Annotated in this window: 19 protein-coding genes; 12 read left to right on the forward strand and 7 right to left on the reverse strand. The window is 63.4% G+C overall.

Annotated elements, in window-relative coordinates:
• Nucleotides 1-127: 127 nt before the first annotated feature.
• Complete coding sequence (locus tag ACLGL5_RS21700; protein WP_010909112.1) at nt 128-382, forward strand: DUF2171 domain-containing protein; 255 nt, start codon at nt 128-130, stop codon at nt 380-382.
• Between the two features lie 9 nt (nt 383-391).
• Here ACLGL5_RS21700 and ACLGL5_RS21705 read toward each other — a convergent pair whose 3' ends face one another.
• Nucleotides 392-1,417 (reverse strand): P1 family peptidase, encoded by a 1,026-nt coding sequence (locus ACLGL5_RS21705; protein ID WP_069091995.1) that lies wholly within the window; start codon nt 1,415-1,417, stop codon nt 392-394.
• The gene (locus ACLGL5_RS21710; protein WP_069091996.1) at nt 1,417-2,484 is read right to left on the reverse strand and encodes a branched-chain amino acid ABC transporter substrate-binding protein; all 1,068 of its coding nucleotides are present in this window, start codon (nt 2,482-2,484) and stop codon (nt 1,417-1,419) included. Before ACLGL5_RS21710 ends, ACLGL5_RS21705 begins: the two co-directional genes overlap by 1 nt.
• Before the next feature lie 180 nt (nt 2,485-2,664).
• Here ACLGL5_RS21710 and ACLGL5_RS21715 point away from each other — a divergent pair, with 180 nt between their 5' ends.
• Genes ACLGL5_RS21715 through ACLGL5_RS21745 form a run of 7 tightly spaced genes read left to right on the forward strand, consistent with a single transcriptional unit; the run spans nt 2,665 to nt 9,012 of the window.
• The gene (locus ACLGL5_RS21715) at nt 2,665-3,192 is read left to right on the forward strand and encodes a flavin reductase (protein ID WP_019857800.1); all 528 of its coding nucleotides are present in this window, start codon (nt 2,665-2,667) and stop codon (nt 3,190-3,192) included.
• Nucleotides 3,189-4,118 (forward strand): AAA family ATPase, encoded by a 930-nt coding sequence (locus ACLGL5_RS21720; RefSeq protein WP_069091997.1) that lies wholly within the window; start codon nt 3,189-3,191, stop codon nt 4,116-4,118. The genes ACLGL5_RS21715 and ACLGL5_RS21720 overlap by 4 nt, the downstream gene beginning before the upstream one ends.
• A 4-nt stretch (nt 4,119-4,122) precedes the next feature.
• Nucleotides 4,123-5,373: a vWA domain-containing protein gene (locus ACLGL5_RS21725; RefSeq protein WP_064982767.1), complete on the forward strand. Its 1,251-nt coding sequence runs from the start codon at nt 4,123-4,125 to the stop codon at nt 5,371-5,373.
• 50 nt (nt 5,374-5,423) lie between these two features.
• Nucleotides 5,424-5,762 (forward strand): XdhC family protein, encoded by a 339-nt coding sequence (locus ACLGL5_RS21730; protein WP_027046774.1) that lies wholly within the window; start codon nt 5,424-5,426, stop codon nt 5,760-5,762.
• A gap of 6 nt (nt 5,763-5,768) precedes the next feature.
• The gene (locus ACLGL5_RS21735; protein WP_069091998.1) at nt 5,769-6,473 is read left to right on the forward strand and encodes an XdhC family protein; all 705 of its coding nucleotides are present in this window, start codon (nt 5,769-5,771) and stop codon (nt 6,471-6,473) included.
• Nucleotides 6,470-8,080 carry an NTP transferase domain-containing protein gene (locus ACLGL5_RS21740; protein WP_069091999.1) on the forward strand — a complete coding sequence of 537 codons (1,611 nt, stop codon included), beginning with the start codon at nt 6,470-6,472 and terminating at the stop codon, nt 8,078-8,080. Before ACLGL5_RS21735 ends, ACLGL5_RS21740 begins: the two co-directional genes overlap by 4 nt.
• Nucleotides 8,081-8,112: 32 nt before the next feature.
• Nucleotides 8,113-9,012, forward strand: a complete 900-nt coding sequence (locus ACLGL5_RS21745; RefSeq protein ID WP_069092000.1) for an alpha/beta hydrolase family protein — start codon at nt 8,113-8,115, stop codon at nt 9,010-9,012.
• A 26-nt stretch (nt 9,013-9,038) separates the two neighbouring features.
• Here the strand turns inward: ACLGL5_RS21745 and ACLGL5_RS21750 are convergent, their stop codons facing one another.
• Nucleotides 9,039-10,091: a DUF1176 domain-containing protein gene (locus ACLGL5_RS21750; protein ID WP_069092001.1), complete on the reverse strand. Its 1,053-nt coding sequence runs from the start codon at nt 10,089-10,091 to the stop codon at nt 9,039-9,041.
• A gap of 140 nt (nt 10,092-10,231) precedes the next feature.
• Here ACLGL5_RS21750 and ACLGL5_RS21755 point away from each other — a divergent pair, with 140 nt between their 5' ends.
• Nucleotides 10,232-10,738, forward strand: a complete 507-nt coding sequence (locus tag ACLGL5_RS21755) for a DUF1993 domain-containing protein (RefSeq protein WP_027046775.1) — start codon at nt 10,232-10,234, stop codon at nt 10,736-10,738.
• 55 nt (nt 10,739-10,793) lie between these two features.
• On the opposite strand, the gene ACLGL5_RS21760 is transcribed toward ACLGL5_RS21755, so the two are convergent.
• Entirely contained in the window at nt 10,794-10,958 is a 165-nt protein-coding gene (locus ACLGL5_RS21760; RefSeq protein WP_019857809.1) for a hypothetical protein, read from the reverse strand.
• Between the two features lie 385 nt (nt 10,959-11,343).
• Here ACLGL5_RS21760 and ACLGL5_RS21765 point away from each other — a divergent pair, with 385 nt between their 5' ends.
• From ACLGL5_RS21765 to ACLGL5_RS21775, 3 genes are all read left to right on the forward strand, one after another.
• Nucleotides 11,344-11,805, forward strand: a complete 462-nt coding sequence (locus tag ACLGL5_RS21765; RefSeq protein WP_081296003.1) for a hypothetical protein — start codon at nt 11,344-11,346, stop codon at nt 11,803-11,805.
• A 114-nt stretch (nt 11,806-11,919) separates the two neighbouring features.
• The gene (locus ACLGL5_RS21770; protein WP_019857812.1) at nt 11,920-12,987 is read left to right on the forward strand and encodes an aldo/keto reductase; all 1,068 of its coding nucleotides are present in this window, start codon (nt 11,920-11,922) and stop codon (nt 12,985-12,987) included.
• A gap of 44 nt (nt 12,988-13,031) precedes the next feature.
• Nucleotides 13,032-14,300 (forward strand): cysteine desulfurase-like protein, encoded by a 1,269-nt coding sequence (locus ACLGL5_RS21775; protein ID WP_069092002.1) that lies wholly within the window; start codon nt 13,032-13,034, stop codon nt 14,298-14,300.
• A gap of 15 nt (nt 14,301-14,315) precedes the next feature.
• Here the strand turns inward: ACLGL5_RS21775 and ACLGL5_RS21780 are convergent, their stop codons facing one another.
• From ACLGL5_RS21780 to kce, 3 genes are all read right to left on the reverse strand, one after another.
• On the reverse strand, nt 14,316-15,344 hold the full coding sequence (locus ACLGL5_RS21780) for a histone deacetylase family protein (RefSeq protein ID WP_069092003.1): 1,029 nt from the start codon (nt 15,342-15,344) through the stop codon (nt 14,316-14,318).
• Complete coding sequence (locus tag ACLGL5_RS21785) at nt 15,341-15,844, reverse strand: GNAT family N-acetyltransferase (protein ID WP_019857815.1); 504 nt, start codon at nt 15,842-15,844, stop codon at nt 15,341-15,343. The genes ACLGL5_RS21780 and ACLGL5_RS21785 overlap by 4 nt, the downstream gene beginning before the upstream one ends.
• A 211-nt stretch (nt 15,845-16,055) precedes the next feature.
• The gene (gene kce, locus ACLGL5_RS21790; protein ID WP_064982779.1) at nt 16,056-16,985 is read right to left on the reverse strand and encodes a 3,5-dioxohexanoate:acetyl-CoA acetone transferase; all 930 of its coding nucleotides are present in this window, start codon (nt 16,983-16,985) and stop codon (nt 16,056-16,058) included.
• Nucleotides 16,986-16,989 lie beyond the last annotated feature (4 nt).

Raw genomic sequence — 16,989 nt, forward strand, 5'->3', positions numbered from 1 at the left:
TTCACTCCCGCAGCCGTGATCGTTGCAATCCCTAGCACGACGAAATCAAAACGTCGTGCAGGACGAAGCCGATGCATCCAATCGGCTCGTCATTTGTTATTGTCGGCAGTCCCAATGGAGAACCACCATGACCGACACCAGCAAAATTCGTGAGCATATGGAAGTCGTGGGCGCCGATGGCGTGCATCTTGGCACTGTCGACAAGGTCGACGGCCAGCGCATCAAGCTGACCAAGGCCGACAGCGGCGAGGGCGCTCACAAAGGTCATCACCACTACATTCCTCTGGCCCTGGTTGCAGAAGTCGATGGCAAGAAGGTGTGGCTGTCAGCGAATTCCGACGTGGCGGTGACGTTCGAGGAAGAAAAATCCGATCCGGTCTGATCGATCGATTCAGCCCAAACGCGACGACCAGACGGGAAACAGGTCGTTGTCCGCCGGCGTCGCGGCAAACACGCCGCGGCTGATGGCGCGCGCCATGGTGGCGCCGGCTGCGGCATAAAGGTCGATTGCCGCATCGGCCTCGAGCCGGATGCCGCTTGTTCCCGTCGCCAGTGCGAACACAAGATCGCCGTCGGCCGGCGTGTGCGTCGGCCAGATGGCGCGCACGAAGCCGTCATGCGCCGACATTGCCAGGCGTTTCGCAGCGGCCTTGCTGAGAACCGCATCCGTTGCGATGACGGCGATCGTGGTGTTGCCGCCGGATTCCATCTGCCTGTCTGCCTGCCTGTCGCGGTATTTCAGCAAGATCGCCTTCGCATCGTCCGGCATGGGCGCGGGATAGCCGAGCCCGCCGTATTCGTCGCCGATTTCGAAGGGCGCCGCCCAGAAATGACGGGTGCGCCCGACGGTCACCGATCCGGTCGGATTGACGGCGGCCAGCGCACCGATGGTGACGCCAGTGTCCAGCAGCGTCGAAGCGGAGCCCAGGCCGCCCTTCAGCCCGGCGGTCAGCGCACCGGTGCCGGCGCCGACCGTGCCCAACTGGAAATCGGTGGCGGCGGATTGCGCTGCCTCATAACCGAGGTCGCGATATGGGGGATAACGACCCCACTCCTTGTTCCCACCGTTGCGCAGGTCGAACAGGATCGCCGCCGGCACGATCGGCACGCGAAATCCGCCCACCTCGAAGCCGATGCCGCGCTCGCGCAGTGCCGCCTGCACGCCAGATGCGGCATCAAGGCCGAAGGCCGAACCGCCGGACAGCACCACGGCGTGGATCGCCTCGATCGAATTGTGCGGTTCGAGCAGGTCCGTCTCGCGCGTGCCTGGCGCGCCGCCCAGGATCTGGACACCGGCCACCGCTGGTTCGTCGCAAAGGATAGTCGTCACGCCGGATTTCAGCCGGGCGTCGGAAGAATTGCCGACGCGCAGGCCAGCAACGTCGGTGATCAGATTGCGCGGACCGGTGCGGAACATCAATTGCTTTCCAAAGGCACGAAGCGCGTGCCGTCGAAGCGGAAGACGCGGTAGGGGCTCTGGCTGAGGTCGCCCTTGGCATCGAAGCGGACCGGCCCGATCGCCGTGGTGAAATCATGCCCGCTCAGCGCCTCGGTCAGCGGCTTGCCTGGGGACAAGGCCGATGCCGCCTTGGCTATCTCCACCGCCGCATAGGCCGGCAGCGTGTAGCCGTCCGGCACGATCTTTCGCGCGGAGAAACTTTCCAGCACCTTTGCGTCGGCGACATCGGCCCATTCGGGCGGCGCGATCATCAGCGTACCCGTCGCATAGGGCACGTCTCCGGGCGGCGTGCGCAGATTTTCGCCGCCGGCAAAGACGATGCCGGCCTGCAGCTGCGCGGCGTCGCGGCCCATAATGGCGATGTCGTCACCGTCGCCGCCGGCAAAGACGTGCGTGGCGCCGGCCTTCTTCAGCCGCCCGATCATCCCTATCTGGTTGTCGAGCTGCGGCCGGAACGTGTCGACGAACACCGGCTTCAGCGCCGCTTGCTCGGCCGCCGCGCGAAATGTTTCCGCCATCTCGCGCCCATAGATGGTGCCGTCATCGATGATGGCGAACAGCTCCTTCTGCCACAGGCGGGTGAGGGTGGAGGCGACGGCGTTGCGCTCATCGTCGCCGCGCGGCCCCAGGCGATAGACCGGCCAGCCGGTCTTGGCGCGGCGGTCGGTGAGGCTTTCGGTGCGCACGCCGACGGTGATGACCGGGATATTGGCGTCCTTGAGGATCGGCATCGCCGCCTCGATGGCTTCGGTGCAAAGGAAGCCGACCACGACACTGACCTTGGCCGCGGCAAAAGCCCTGGCCGCGGCAGCGCCGCCATCGGCGGTGCAGGCATCATCCTCGGTCTTGAGTTCGACGCCGTTTGCTTGCGCCGCGAGCCCAGCACCGGCCTCGATCTGCTTGCCGAGGATGGCCGACGGTCCCGACAACGGAGCAGCAACGCCGAGCGTCAGCGTCTGAGCGCTGGCGGCGCCGGCCAGGAATAGCCAGGCCAGCGCGGCCGATATCGTTGCCCCGGGTCGCATTCTGAGAAGAGTTCCTCCTAAGCCCGCGATAACAGCGCGAGCGCCAATTCCGCCAAGACCTAAAGGCTGCCCGGCCTTGGTGCAACACGCGAATTCGGGGATATGGGCCAAGCACTTCGCTTGTGGCATGTCATGTCTGGCCATATATAGCGGTAGGGTTCTGGCTATGGACAATTTCCGGTGCTGAAGAAGAATGACATTGGGCCACAGGCCTATCGCGACGCGATGAGCCATTTTGCCGGCCACGTCCATGTGGTCACGACCGACGGGCCGGCCGGCAAGCGCGGCACGACGGTGATCGCTGCCTGCTCGGTGTCGGACACGCCGCCGACCATCTTGGTGTGTCTCAACCGCGAAAATGCCAAGAATGAGCTGTTCGTGAAAAACGGGCGGTTTGCCCTGAACACGCTGGCCTCGCACCAGGAGCCGCTGTCGGTTGGCTTTTCCGGCATGACCGGCCTGCCGGTCGAGGAGCGTTTCGCGCTCGGCGAATGGGACGTGATCTCCACCGGCGCACCGACGCTGAAGGGGGCGCTGGCCGTATTCGACTGCGAACTGTTCGACACCAAGGATCTGGCCACGCATCGTGTGCTTTTTGGCAAGGTGACAGGCCTGCGCATGGGCGATAATTTGCGGCCGCTGATCTATCACGCCCGCGGCTACCATGTCCTGGACAGCGGAGCGGCGGCGTTCACGGAGAAAGAATGACCGAACTGAAACCGCGCCCCGTACCGCGGACGATCGACGAGACGCTCGATCTCCTGACCGGCGCGGATTATGTGGCGGACCGATCGCTGGCGACCGTGCTTTTCCTGTCGCTGCGTATGAACCGGCCATTGTTCCTCGAGGGAGAGGCCGGTGTCGGCAAGACCGAGATCGCCAAGGTGTTGGCGCAGGCGCTTGGCCGCCGGCTGATCCGCCTGCAGTGCTATGAAGGGCTCGACGTTTCGTCTGCTGTCTACGAGTGGAATTATGCCGCGCAGATGATCGAGATCCGCATGGAGGAGGCTGCCGGCAAGGTCGACCGCACCGCGATGGAGCGCAACGTCTTCTCGGAAAAATACCTGATCCGCCGCCCGGTGCTCGATGCGCTGACCGGCAAGACAGGGGCGGCTCCGGTCTTCCTGATCGACGAACTCGACCGCACCGACGAAGCCTTCGAAGCCTTCCTGCTCGAAATCCTCTCCGACTACCAGGTGACGGTGCCCGAACTCGGCACCATCAAGGCGGAAGAGCCGCCGATCGTCGTCATCACCACCAACCGCACCCGCGAGATCCATGACGCGTTGAAGCGGCGCTGCCTGTATCACTGGGTCGATTATCCCAATGCCGAGCGCGAATTGGAGATCGTGCGCCGCAAGGTGCCGCGAGCCAATCAGCGGCTTTCGGCGGAGGTGGTCTCCTTCATCCAGAAACTGCGCCAGATCGAATTGTTCAAGGTGCCGGGCGTTGCCGAGACCATAGATTGGGCCGGCGCGCTGACCGAACTCGACAAGGTGGCGCTCGATCCGGAGACCGTTTCCGACACGATCGGCGTGCTGTTGAAATACCAGGACGACATTGCCCGCATCGGCACGGGCGAGGGCCGGCGCATCCTCGACGAGGTCAAGGCCGAGCTCGCGGCGGCGGAGTAACGCGATGAAGGCGCCGGGTGCTTACCCCAAAGAGGCGACGGCGGACGGGCGCATCGCCGACAACATCGTCTATTTCGCCCGCACCTTGCGCAAGGCAGGCATGCGGGTCGGGCCGGCCTCGGTCAAGGATGCCATCGAGGCGGTGCTGGCCGCAGGCATCGGCTCGCGTGACGATTTCTACTGGACGCTGCATGCAGTGCTGGTGTCCAGGCACGAGGATCACCCGGTCTTCGACGAGGCTTTCCGGCTGTTCTGGAAATCGCGCGAACTGATCGAGAAACTGCTGGCGATGTTTTCGCCGGTGGCGCCCGACATCAAAGAGAAGCAGAAGCCACGCGCGGCCGAAAACCGCGTCAGCCAAGCCATGTTCGAAGGCCATCAGAAAAACCAGCCACCTCAGGAAGTCCCTGAGATCGAGGTCGATGCCCGCTTCACCTTTTCCGGCAACGAGGTGTTGCGCGGCAAGGATTTTGCCCAGATGAATGCAGCCGAAATGGCGGACGCGAAGAAGGCGATCGCCGAGCTGCGGCTGCCTTTCGACATGGTGCGGACCAGGCGCTTCAAAGCCGATGCGCATGGCCGCCGCATCGATCCGCGTGCCATGATGCGCTCGGCCGCGCGCACCGGCGGTGAATTGATCCTGCCGAAATTCCGCTCGGCCCGCGAAGTCCACCCGCCGCTGGTGGTGCTGGCCGACATTTCCGGTTCGATGAGCCAGTACACGCGCATCTTCCTGCATTTCCTGCACGCGCTGACGGAAAAACGCCGCCGCGTCCACACCTTCGTCTTCGGCACGCGGCTGACCAATCTGACCCGGCAGATGCGCCACCGCGACCCCGATGCCGCCCTTGCCGATTGTTCGGTGGCGGTGAAGGACTGGTCCGGCGGCACGCGTATCGGCGACACACTGGCCGAGTTCAACCTGATATGGTCGCGGCGCGTGCTGGGACAGGGTGCGGTCGTGCTTCTGATCACCGACGGGCTGGAGCGCGACGATGTCGCCGGCCTTTCCGAAGAGATGGAGCGGCTGCACAAATCCTGCCGGCGGCTGATCTGGTTGAACCCGTTGCTGCGCTTCGACGGTTTTCAGGCACGCGCCCGCGGCGTCAAGGCGATGCTGCCGCATGTCGATGAATTCCGCTCGGTACACAATCTCGAGGCGCTCACCGACCTCTGCGCGTCGCTGGACAAGAAGTCGGCACAGTCCGTTGATCCGCGACGATGGATGGAAGCTGGCGCGAGGCACGCCGCATAGCCATATGTTTTCCCGGCTCCCTGGAAAAACAGACCCTGAGAGAAGCAACCATGAACGACAGTCTTTATCTCGATGAGGCCCGCGATCCGCTGATCATCGCGGAAGGTTGGATGAAGGATGGCAAGGATGTCGCCATTGCCACCGTGGTCGAGACCTGGGGTTCGGCGCCGAGGCCTGTCGGCAGCCATCTGGTCATTGACGCCGAAGGCAATTTCCACGGCTCGGTCTCGGGCGGCTGCGTCGAGGGCGCCGTGGTGAGCGAGGCGATTGACGTCATCGACTCCGGCAAAGCCAAGATGCTGGAATTCGGCGTCGCCGACGAAACCGCCTGGCAGGTCGGCCTGTCCTGCGGCGGCCGTATCAAGGTGTATGTCGAGCGGTTGGGCTGATCTCAGATGGATCCATACGCCCTGAGAACTTTGAATGCCGAACGCCGCGCCCGCCGCGCGGCGATCCTCGTCACCGATCTCGGTGATGGCCGCGACCGCATCGTGCGTGAGGGCGACCAGGTCGCCGGCGATCTTGGAGCCGCGATCGCCAGAGCTTTTCGGTCGGGCAATTCCAGTTCGGTCGAGGCCGAAGGGCGGACCTTCTTTCTCAACGCGCATCTGCCGCAGCCGCGCCTCGTGGTGATCGGGGCGGTCCATATCAGCCAGGCGCTGGCGCCGATGGCGAAAATCGCCGGCTATCCCGTCGAGATCATCGATCCGCGCACGGCTTTTGCCACGCCGGACCGGTTTCCCGATGTCGCTCTGCATGCCGAGTGGCCGGAAGATGTGTTGAAGCGCCAGCCGCTCGACAGCTACACCGCACTTGCCGCCGTGACCCATGACCCGAAGATCGACGATTTCGCGTTGAAGGCGGCACTCGACGCCAATTGCTTCTACGTCGGCGCGCTTGGCAGCCGCAAGACGCACGCCAAGCGCGTCGAAAGGCTGCTGGCGCTGGGTGCGAGTGCCGACCAGATCGCCCGCATCCACGCGCCGATCGGGCTCGATATCGGTGCCGCCAGCCCCGCCGAGATCGCCGTTGCGGTTCTCGCTCAGACCATCCACGCCTTCCGCTCGCGCGGGCTCGATGCCAAAGGCGCAGTGGCGTGAAATTCGGTCCGATTGGGATTGAAGAGGCCGAAGGCGCGGTGCTGGCGCATGCCACTACCGCTGGTGAAAAGCGCTTTCGCAAGGCGCACAGGCTGAGCGCCGAAGACGTTTCCATACTCAAGCGGGCTGGCGTCTCGCAGGTCGTTGCGGCGGTGCTGGGCTCGGATGATCTCGGCGAGGACGCCGCGGCGCAGAGAATTGCCGAGAGCATGAGGTTCAGCGGCATCGAGGTGAGGCCGGCGGCCACCGGCCGGGTCAATCTCCACGCCAAGGCATCAGGCATCTTCACGGTCGATGCTGGGATGATCGACGCCATCAACGCGGTCGATCCCGCCATCACCATTGCCACGCTCGCGCAGCATGCTCCGGTCGAAAAAGGTCAGATGGTGGCGACGGTGAAGATCATCCCCTTTGCGGTCGCCTCCGCATTGGTCGACACCGTGATGAAGATCTGCGCCGGCGGCGCGATATTTGCCGTCAACGCCTATCAGCCGGTGCGCGTCGGCGTCATCCAGACGGTTCTGCCGGGCATCAAGCCCAGTGTGCTCGACAAGACGCTGCGCGTCACCGAAGCGCGGCTGGCGCGTTCGGGCGGCAGGTTGACGGCGGAGCGCCGCACGCCGCACGAGATCGCGCCCGTGGCGGAGGCTGCTGCCTCGCTGGCGCGCGACAATGACCTGGTGGTGATCTTCGGCGCCTCGGCGATGAGCGACTTCGCCGATGTGGTGCCGGCAGCGATCGAGAGGGCCGGCGGAACAGTTGTCCGCGCGGGCATGCCGGTCGATCCCGGCAATCTGCTGGTGCTCGGTACACTCGGCGGCAAGCGCGTCATCGGCGCGCCCGGTTGCGCCCGCAGTCCCAAGGAAAACGGCTTCGACTGGGTGCTCGACCGGCTGGTTGCCGGCCTCGACGTCACCGCGAAGGATATTGCCGGCATGGGGGTCGGCGGGCTGCTGATGGAGATCCCGACGCGGCCGCAGCCGCGCGAACCGCTGCCGGCCAAGAGCCGGCTCAAGGTCGCCATCGTGCTTCTGGCGGCTGGCCGGTCGAGCCGCATGGGCGGCCCGAACAAGCTCATGGCGCTGTTCGACGGCAAACCGCTGGTGCGTCGCACCGCAGAGCGCGCGCTCGCCTCGAAGGCGTCGGGCACGATCGTCGTCACCGGCCATCAGCGCGAGCGCGTACGCGCGGCTTTGCCTGGCCTCGACGTCACTTTCGCCGACAATCCCGACTTCGCCGATGGCCTGTCGACCTCACTGAAGGCTGGCATTGCCTATCTCCCCGAAGACACCGCCGGCGCGATGATCGTCCTCGGAGACATGCCTGGCATCGAATCTGACGATCTTGACCGGCTGATCGATGCCTTCCGCGAGGCCGGAGGCAATTCCGTGGTCCGCGCCTCGCATCAGGGCAAGCGCGGCAACCCGGTGCTCCTGCCGCGCGCGCTGTTCCCGGCCATCGCTCATCTCGAAGGCGATACCGGCGCACGCCATCTGGTTGAGGCCGAGGGGCTCGATGTCGTCGATGTCGAGATTGGCGAGGGCGCCTCTGTCGATGTCGACACCCGCGAGGCGCTCGAAGGCGCCGGCGGCGTGCTGCAGGATTGACAAACCCAGGCTGAATTACGCAAGCCTGCGGTATGGCTTTTCGTTTTCTTTCTCCCCTCCACGGGTTTCTGGCTGCGGTTTTTGTTCTTTGCCTTGCCGGCCAGACCGATGCGCTCGAACTAAAACCCTTCAAGGACGATCTCTTCGCCTATCCGGCGACATTGTCGACCGGCGACGGCGGCGCTTACACCGTCATCGACTACCGCGAGATGCGCGATATCAACCAGCGCGACGAAGTGCCGGAAAAGCGCGTGCATCCGCAGTACACCGACACCGGCGTGCGCAAGGTGCAGCAGGATTTGATGCTGAAGACGGACGCCGGCGATGTCAGGCACGTCGCCGTCGGCAAGACGCAAGACGCCGGCCTCATCGTGCTCTATCTGCACGGCCAGGGCGGCAGCCGCAAGCAGGGCGTCGACGACTTCACGTTCGGCGGCAATTTCAACCGACTGAAGAACCTGATGGCCGGCAATGGCGGGCTTTATCTCTCGCCGGATTTCCCTGATTTCGGCGACAAGGGGGCCGCACAGGTCGCGGCCTTGATCGATCATTATGCCGAACAGTCGCCGGGCGCGAAAATCTTCGTCGCCTGCGGCTCGATGGGTGGCGCGCTGTGCTGGAAGCTTGCCGCGCGCAACGATACCGGCCGGCGCATCAACGGGCTGCTGCTGCTCGGGTCGCTATGGGACGAGAGTTTTCTCGCAAGTCCCGCCTTCAGGCGCCATGTCCCGGTCTTCTTCGGCCAGGGCAGCCATGACGTGGTGTTTCCCGTGGCGAACCAGGAAGCCTTCTTCCGCTCCATCATCGCCAGGTCGAAGGCCTATCCCTATCCGACCCGGTTCGTGCGCTTCGAGACCGGCACGCACGGCACGCCGATCCGCATGGTCGACTGGCGCGGCACGCTGAACTGGATGCTGTCGAAGGCGCCTTGACCGGCGCTGTCTGGCAGCCCCGGCGCTCAGGGCGCGGTGTTGTAGTCGACGACCGTCTGTGGGTTCTCCTCGCCGTCATAGGATGCATCGACGTCATACTGGACCAGCGAGAAATCGCCGTTGCGGAACAGATAGGTTCCCGAATCGGAGGCATCGCCGACGCCACGCCACTTGTCGAAGGTGGTGATTGTGTGGGTGTCCGCGTCATAGTTGGAATTGACCGCCCAACCGGTCGTCTCGAAGCCGACGATGCTCATGCCCAGCAATTTGCCGTCGCTGTTATTGTTCTCGTAGCGGATGTCCATCTTGGGTTCGGCGAACTGCAATTGCCGCACTTCAGACAATTCGTCGGTCATGTAGTAGACCGAACTTTCATTGTAGGCCGCCGCCGAACAGGAGAAATGGAACAGCCGCGTTTCCTTGTCGGGATCGCCGGGCTGCGCATCCTTGTCCTTGTACTTGATCGAAAATACCTCCGGCTCATTGCCCAGGAACTGCTTGTCGCACTGGTCGCTATAGGTCGCCAGGAAGGCTTTCTTGGCCTTCTCGAGTGCCGTATCCTTCTTCGGCGGCGGCGGGCCGTCGCCGCAGCTTGGCGGCAGCGCCCCCTCGAAATCCGCCGTTGAGGGTTTCAGCGCGCCTTTTTCGATGTGGATCGGATCGAAGGGCGGCGCGGCCTGGATCTGCGCATTGACCTGGCGCAGCGTGTAGCAGCCGGCAAAGACCTTTTCGCCGCCGCTCTTGTCGGTGGCACGGATGGCGACCGGGACGTTGTAGAAGATGCTGCCGGCGGCCCCGTCGTCGGAAATAGCTCCGGTCGTGACTTCCACCTTGTCGGTCCCGTCATAACCCTTGACGAAACTGTCAAAATCCTTAGCCGGCTTTGCGTCTCCGTAGTAACCCCAGGCGCGGGCGAATTCGTGCCGGTTGATTGCGCTGTAGAGCGAGCGAATGACCGCCTCGGCGCTCGATCGGTCGTCGACATAGGGTGCTTCGGGCGCGTCGTCGGCGGCCAGCGACGCTTGGCCTGATATGGCAAGGGAGAGAAAGGCAGTCGCTGCAAGAAGGACGCGTCTCATCGGGAATCTCCGGTCGATAACGGAAATTCTACCATGGCGATTGCGGCGGCGTGGTGACGCGGAGCCCACGGCGCTTGAAGAATCGCGCGCGCAGGCGCTACGTCGCTGCGCCGGCGTTCCGACCGGACAGGAGATCTGACGTGACGATATCGATGTATGAGGCATCCGTGCCCGTGTTTTCAGCCAGGCTGAAAGCACTTTCCAATGTGCTGGCGGCTGCCGAACAGAATGCGCTTGACCGCAAGATCGACCCGCAGGTGTTTTTGACGGCGCGGCTCGCACCCGACATGTTCGCCTTGACCCGGCAGGTGCAGATCGCCACCGACCACGCCAAGGGCGCGCCGTCGCGGCTGGCTGGCCGCGAGGTACCAAAATACGAGGACAATGAAGCAAGCTTTGCCGATCTCGAGGCGCGGATCGCCAAGACGCTCGCGCTTCTGGCGACGTTCTCCGCCGCCGATATCGACGGCTCCGACGACAAGGTGATCGAACTGAAACTCGGCGGACGCGAAACGACGTTGGGTGGCATGCAGTATCTGCTGCACGTGGCCATGCCCAATTTCTACTTCCACCTCACCACCGCTTACGACATCCTTCGCCACAATGGCGTGCCGCTGGGCAAGGCGACATTCCTGGGATCGCGTTAAGGGGCAGGCATTCCGAGATGTCCCGGATCCGTCCGGGACATCTCGCGAGACGCATCTAGCGAATGGACATTTCGCGGGCGACGCGCGGAAAATCGGCGGGCTTGATGCCGATATCGGCGCGATCGGCATTGCTCATCGCATGAAGCAGCGCAAGCGCCGCGCGGTATCGCAGATGTTCCTGCGGGCGCGGCCGGGCGAACATTTCCGTGAAGAAACCCATGAATCAGGCTCCTGGTTGGTCCTCCACGCCAGCCAATATAGGTAAATCGTGACAATTGTGCAGTGCAGCATTTGCATGCCTGCTATGTCCGGATAAGTTTCCTAATTTTTTTGCGGCCACTGAAACTTCCGCGTCGCACCAACCGTAGGCTTCGACGCTGGCTCATGGCCAGTTTTTCCTCGCCACTCCTGGCGAATTTCCGGACTGCATGAAAATGCAGTCCGGCTTTTTGTTTTGAGGGACCGGTCGCGATCCTCGAATGGCTAAATTCATTAAGATCGGTGGTATGTATTTTTAACGAGCCGGTTCTATGGTCTGGAAACTTTGACAGTCAGGCAAGGGGGAGGCTGACATCGCTACCAGCGCCAAGCGTGATTTCGCTTCGCTGCTCGACGACCTCTTCGTTGCCTCCGACAAGGGCGACGGTATCGAGGGCGACGAGGCTGGCGCGCGTCCGTCAATTCCGTTCGATTATCTGTCGGTCGCCGATGAACTCCATTCCGGCCGCATCAAGGTATCCGCCGCCGAGTATCGCGAGGCCGGTGCCGACCTGGCGAGCGAATTCGCCGCCTTGCTCGAACACGCTAAGCTGGCGCTGGCTGCCGAGGACCCGAAGCCCGAGGAAAAACTCCCGCCGATCGATCCGGAGTCGATCGCGGCCGAACTGGGCCTGAACCAGCCCAAGAGCGCCGTCGATTTCGGCCGCATGCGCCGCAGCTTTGCTTTCACCAACCATCCCGATCGCGTCGCCCCGCATCTGCGCCAGCGCGCCATGATCCGCATGCAGGTGGCCAACATGCTGATCGACGAGGCCAAGCGCCGCGCCGTTGCTGGTGTCCGCCGCTAGCCAGGCCCGCTGGCTCACGCAAAAGTCGGCTTGGTGAGGCTTGGAGAGCGGCATGGCTTTCCCTATACATGCAGCCTCCTTCCCGCGCAGACTTTCCCTCCGGAGCAAAATTCCATGCACAAACGCCGTCTCGGTCGGACCGATCTCCTTGTTACCCAGATCTGCCTTGGTTCGATGACCTGGGGCCAGCAGAACACCGAGGCCGACGGCCACGCGCAGATGGATCTGGCTTTTTCGCGCGGCGTCAATTTCATCGACACCGCCGAGCTCTACCCGATCCCGCCCAAAGCGGAGACGCAGGGGCGGACGGAGAAGATCATCGGCAGCTGGATGAAGGCCAAGGGCAACCGCGACAAGGTTATCCTTGCCTCCAAGGTCGTCGGCCGCACCGCCAACAGCTGGTTTCGCGGCGACAGGCCGTCGCAACTGGTACGCGCCGATATTTTTGACGCCGTCGACAAATCCCTGACCAAGCTCGGCACGGACTATCTCGACCTCTATCAGATCCACTGGCCGGAGCGGGATATCCCCTGGGGTGCCAACCCGACGCGCGTCGGGGCGGTGGCGCCCCGTGCTGATGCAGTCGGCGCACCGGCCGACGAAACGCCGATCGCCGAGACGCTTGCCGTCTTCGACGAGCTGGTGAAGGCGGGAAAGATCCGCCATTTCGGCCTGTCGAACGAAAGTTCCTGGGGCGTCATGCGGTTTCTTGCCGAGGCCGACAAAGGCGTTGGTCCGCGCGTTGCGTCGATCCAGAACGCCTACAATCTCGTCAACCGCACCTTCGAGGTGAATCTTGCCGAGGTCTGCGAGCGCGAACAGGTGTCGTTTCTGCCTTATTCGCCGCTGGCGCAGGGCTACTTGACCGGCAAATACGACCATGGCGCCCGACCGCAGGGCTCGCGCTCGCAATTGTTCAATCGCGGCCAGCGTTACGAAACGCCGAATGCCGCTGAAGCACTGCTCGAATACAATGAACTGGCGCGCTCCTTTGGCCTAGAACCGGCGCTGTTCGCCAACGCCTATGTCTCGAGCCGGCCCTTCGTTACCTCCAACATTATCGGCGCGACGACCATTCCGCAGCTCGAAATGGCGTTGTCTTCGGTGGATGTCGTCTGGACCGAAGAGATGCAAAACGCGGTGGACGCGATCCATCAGCGGGTCGGCAATCCCTGCCCCTGACCGGCGGGGATAGATTATCATGAAATAACAAAGGGGTGGAGAGAATGGTGGGTTTTTCGATCGAGGCCGTGCGGGGACAATTTCCAGCGCTTTCCCTGACCGACAAGGGCCGCCGTCGCATCTATCTCGACAATCCCGCCGGCACACAGGTGCCGCAGGCCGTCGCCGATGCGGTGTCGCGCTGCCTGCTCACCACCAACGCCAATCTCGGCGGCTATTTCGAAACGACGATCGCGGCTCAATCCGTCGTCGACGAGGCGCATCAGGCGATGGCCGATTTCCTCGGTGCGGCGAGCCTCGAGGAAATCATCATCGGCGCCAATATGACGACGCTGACCTATCACATGTCGCGCACGCTCGGCCGCGCGCTGAAGCCCGGTGACGAGATCATCCTCACTCGCATGGACCATGAGGGCAATGTCTCGCCCTGGCTGCAACTGGCCGAGGATTTGGGCCTCGTCGTGCGCTGGCTGCCATTCGATGAAAAGAGCTGGCAGGTCGAGGAGGCGACGCTGACCGGGCTGTTGTCCGACAAGACACGGCTGGTCGCGTTGAATTATGCCTCGAACCTGACCGGCTCGATCAACCGGGTTAAGTCGCTGACTGCCATCGCAAAACGGGCTGGCGCCCTGGTCTATGTCGACGCCGTCCAGTTCGCGCCGCATGGCCTGATAGACGTGCAAGAGCTCGGCTGCGATTTCCTAATCTGTTCGGCCTACAAATTCTTCGGTCCGCATATGGGCATTTTGTGGGGGCGGCGCGAAATCATCGATGGCCTGAAACCCTACAAATGCCGTTGTTCGTCCAATGGCCTGCCGGAGCGGTTCGAACTTGGCACGCCGCAGATCGAGCTGATGGCCGGTCTTGCGGCGGCCGTCGACTATTTTGCCGGGCTGGGTGCGGCAGCGGGCGAGGGCGGCTCGCGCAGGCAGAAGATCGCCAGGGCGTTCGAGGTTTCCATCGCCTACGAGAATCCGCTGGCGCAAAGGCTGATCGACGGCCTGTCCGACATTCCGGGCCTGACTATCCATGGCATCACCGATCGCAAGCGGCTCGCCGATCGCGTGCCAACGGTGTCCTTCACCGTCGACGGCATCGTACCGGAGACGATCGTGCGGCAGATGAACGCCGAAAACATCTTCCTTTGGTCCGGCCACAACTACGCCTGGGAGATCGTCCACCAGCTCGGCATTCCAGCCGAGCAGGGCGTCGTGCGCATCGGCATCGCCCACTACAACACGGCGGCTGAGATTGATGAGACGCTGGAGAGCGTGCACCGGGTCATCGCCATGCTCAGGCAGCAGCGCTCCTGACGCCAGGAGAAACCGTCACCGCATCCTGCCACCGAAGCCGGTGAGGAAGGCGGTGAGATTGTCGCCGAGTTCGTCGCAGAGATAGCCGCCTTCCTGGACGATGACGCTCGGCAGGCCGAGTTTGCCAATCGCCTCGCCAATGCGGGAGAAGCCGGGCGTCGTCACCGAGAGCCCGCCGAACGGATCGCCCTCGAAGGCGTCGAGGCCGAGCGCGACCACCAGTGCATCCGGTGAAAAGGCGCGAATGCGCTGGAACGCCACCTCAAGCGTTTCCAGAAACGCCGCGTCGGCGGATTTGCGCGGCAAGGGCAGGTTAAAATTATAGCCGAGGCCGGGTCCTTCGCCGCGCTCGTCGGCATGACCCCAGAAGAACGGATAGAAGCGCACCGGATCGGCGTGCAGCGAAACGGTAAGCACGTCGGGGCGCGCATAGAAGATGCCTTGCGTGCCGTTGCCGTGGTGCAGATCGACATCGAGGATCGCCACGCGTGCCGCCCGCTTGCGCAGCACCTGCGCCGCAACGGCCGAATTGTTGATGAAGCAGAAGCCGCCGGCGACATCGGCAAAGGCATGGTGGCCGGGCGGACGACACAGCGCATAGGCGGCCGGCGCGCCAGCCATCACCGTTTCCGCTGCCTCGACCGCACTCCAGGCGCTCCACAGCGCGCTTTGCCAGGTTTCGCCTGAGATCGGGCAAGCGGTGTCGGCCATATGGTAGCCGGCCTGGCCGACCGCCGAGGCAGGGTAGGAACCATTGCGCGCGATCGGATGGATGTTGGGGATCACTTCCGCCGAGGCGCCTTCGATGCGCTGCCAGCGCTCGAAAATATGTTCGAGGAAGTCGAGATATTCGGGCGTATGCACCGCCGAGACCGGGCCGAGACCGTGATCGCGGGGCCGCTCGATCGTGCAGCCGGCGGATTTTGCGCCGACTAACAATCTCTCGACGCGCTCCGGTTTTTCCGGGTTGGGCTGCGCCGCACCACTGGAAAGAAACGCCTTCGGGTCGTGGCGCTTCTGCTCTTCGGCGTAAAAGGCCTTCATTCCTGCTCCCCATTGACCGGCGCGTCGGCGAAGGCAAAAAAGGCCTCGCCGATGATTTTCTGCGTCTGTTCGTAACTCGACCAGGCGATGCCCAGCCTTTCATAGAAGGCCTTGGCGCCTTCATTGTCGGTGTCGACCGACAGCCTGAGATAGACGCCGCCGTCCTTCCGGCATTCCGCGGCCACGCACCGCAAAAGCCGCTCGCCGATCTTGCGGCCACGGAACCTGTCCTCGACATAGAGGTCCTGCACATAGACGCCGGGCCGCCCCATCCAGGTCGAAAAGATCGGGAAATACAGGCAAAGACCGGCGAATTCGCCGCTCACCTCGGCGATCAGGGTGAAGAAGGCCGGCTTTTCGCCGAAGCCGTAGCGGCGGAGATCATCTGAAGTGGACGTGATCTCCTGATGCGCGCCGATATGGGTGCCGAGTTTAAGAAGCGCGGCGTGGATGGTGTCGACGTCATCGATGGTGCCGGGACGGAGCGTAATCGCACTCACGACAGGTATGGCGCCAAGGCACCCCCCTCTGTCCTGCCGGACATCTCCCCCGCAAGGGGGGAGATTGGACGGCCGCCAGGCTTTCGCCAATCACAAACGTTCGAGCAGGAGCGGCGAGACTGAAGCTGCCGATCTCCCCCCTTGCGGGGGAGATGGCCGACAGGCCAGAGGGGGGTGTGACGAAACGCAATCATTTCAGATTGTCATCATCTCAAAACGCCACCCGGTCGCCGCCCTTCAGCGCCAGCATCTCACGCGCCTCGGTCGGCGTGGCGACCTCCAGCGACAGGCCGTCGAGGATGCCCCGGATGCGGCGCACCTGGTCGGCGTTGGATTTCGCCAACTGGCGGCCATCGTAGAGACTGTCTTCAAGCCCGACACGGACATTGCCGCCCATCGCAGCCGCGATCGAGATCAGCGGGATCTGCTGGCGGCCGGCAGCCAGCACCGAGAATTGGTAGCTATCGCCGAACAATTTGTCGGCGATGCGCTTCATGTGGATGAGATTGTCCGGATCGGCGCCGATGCCGCCAAGAATGCCTAGCACGAACTGGATGAACAGCGGTCCCGACACCAGCCCTCGGTCCCGGAAATGCGCCAGCGAATAGAGATGGCCGACATCGTAGCATTCGAATTCGAAGCGCGTGCCGCAACCCTTGCCGAGCCGCTCAAGCACGCCTTCCATGTCGGCGAAGGTGTTCTTGAAAATGGTGTCGCGCGTCGCCTCCAGCAGCTTCGGCTCCCAGTCGTGCTGCCATTCCCGTGGCTTGTCGAGCATCGGGAACAGCGCGAAATTCATCGATCCCATATTGAGCGAGCACATTTCGGGCTCCGCTCGCAATGGGGCCGCCAATCGCTGGTCCAGGGTCATCAGGGAAGAGCCGCCGGTGGTGATGTTGATCACCGCATCGGTCGCCTGCTTGATGCGCGGCAGGAACTGCATGAAGACATCAGGATCGGCGGTCGGCCGGCCATCCCTGGGGTCGCGGGCGTGCAGATGCAGGATCGACGCGCCGGCTTCCGCTGCAGCAATGGCATCCGCCGCGATCTGGTCCGGCGTCACCGGCAGATAGGGCGACATGGACGGCGTGTGGACCGAGCCGGTGACGGCGCAGGTGATGATGACCTTTCGCGGCGCCATTCCT

Source organism: Mesorhizobium sp. U510 (assembly GCF_059180695.1).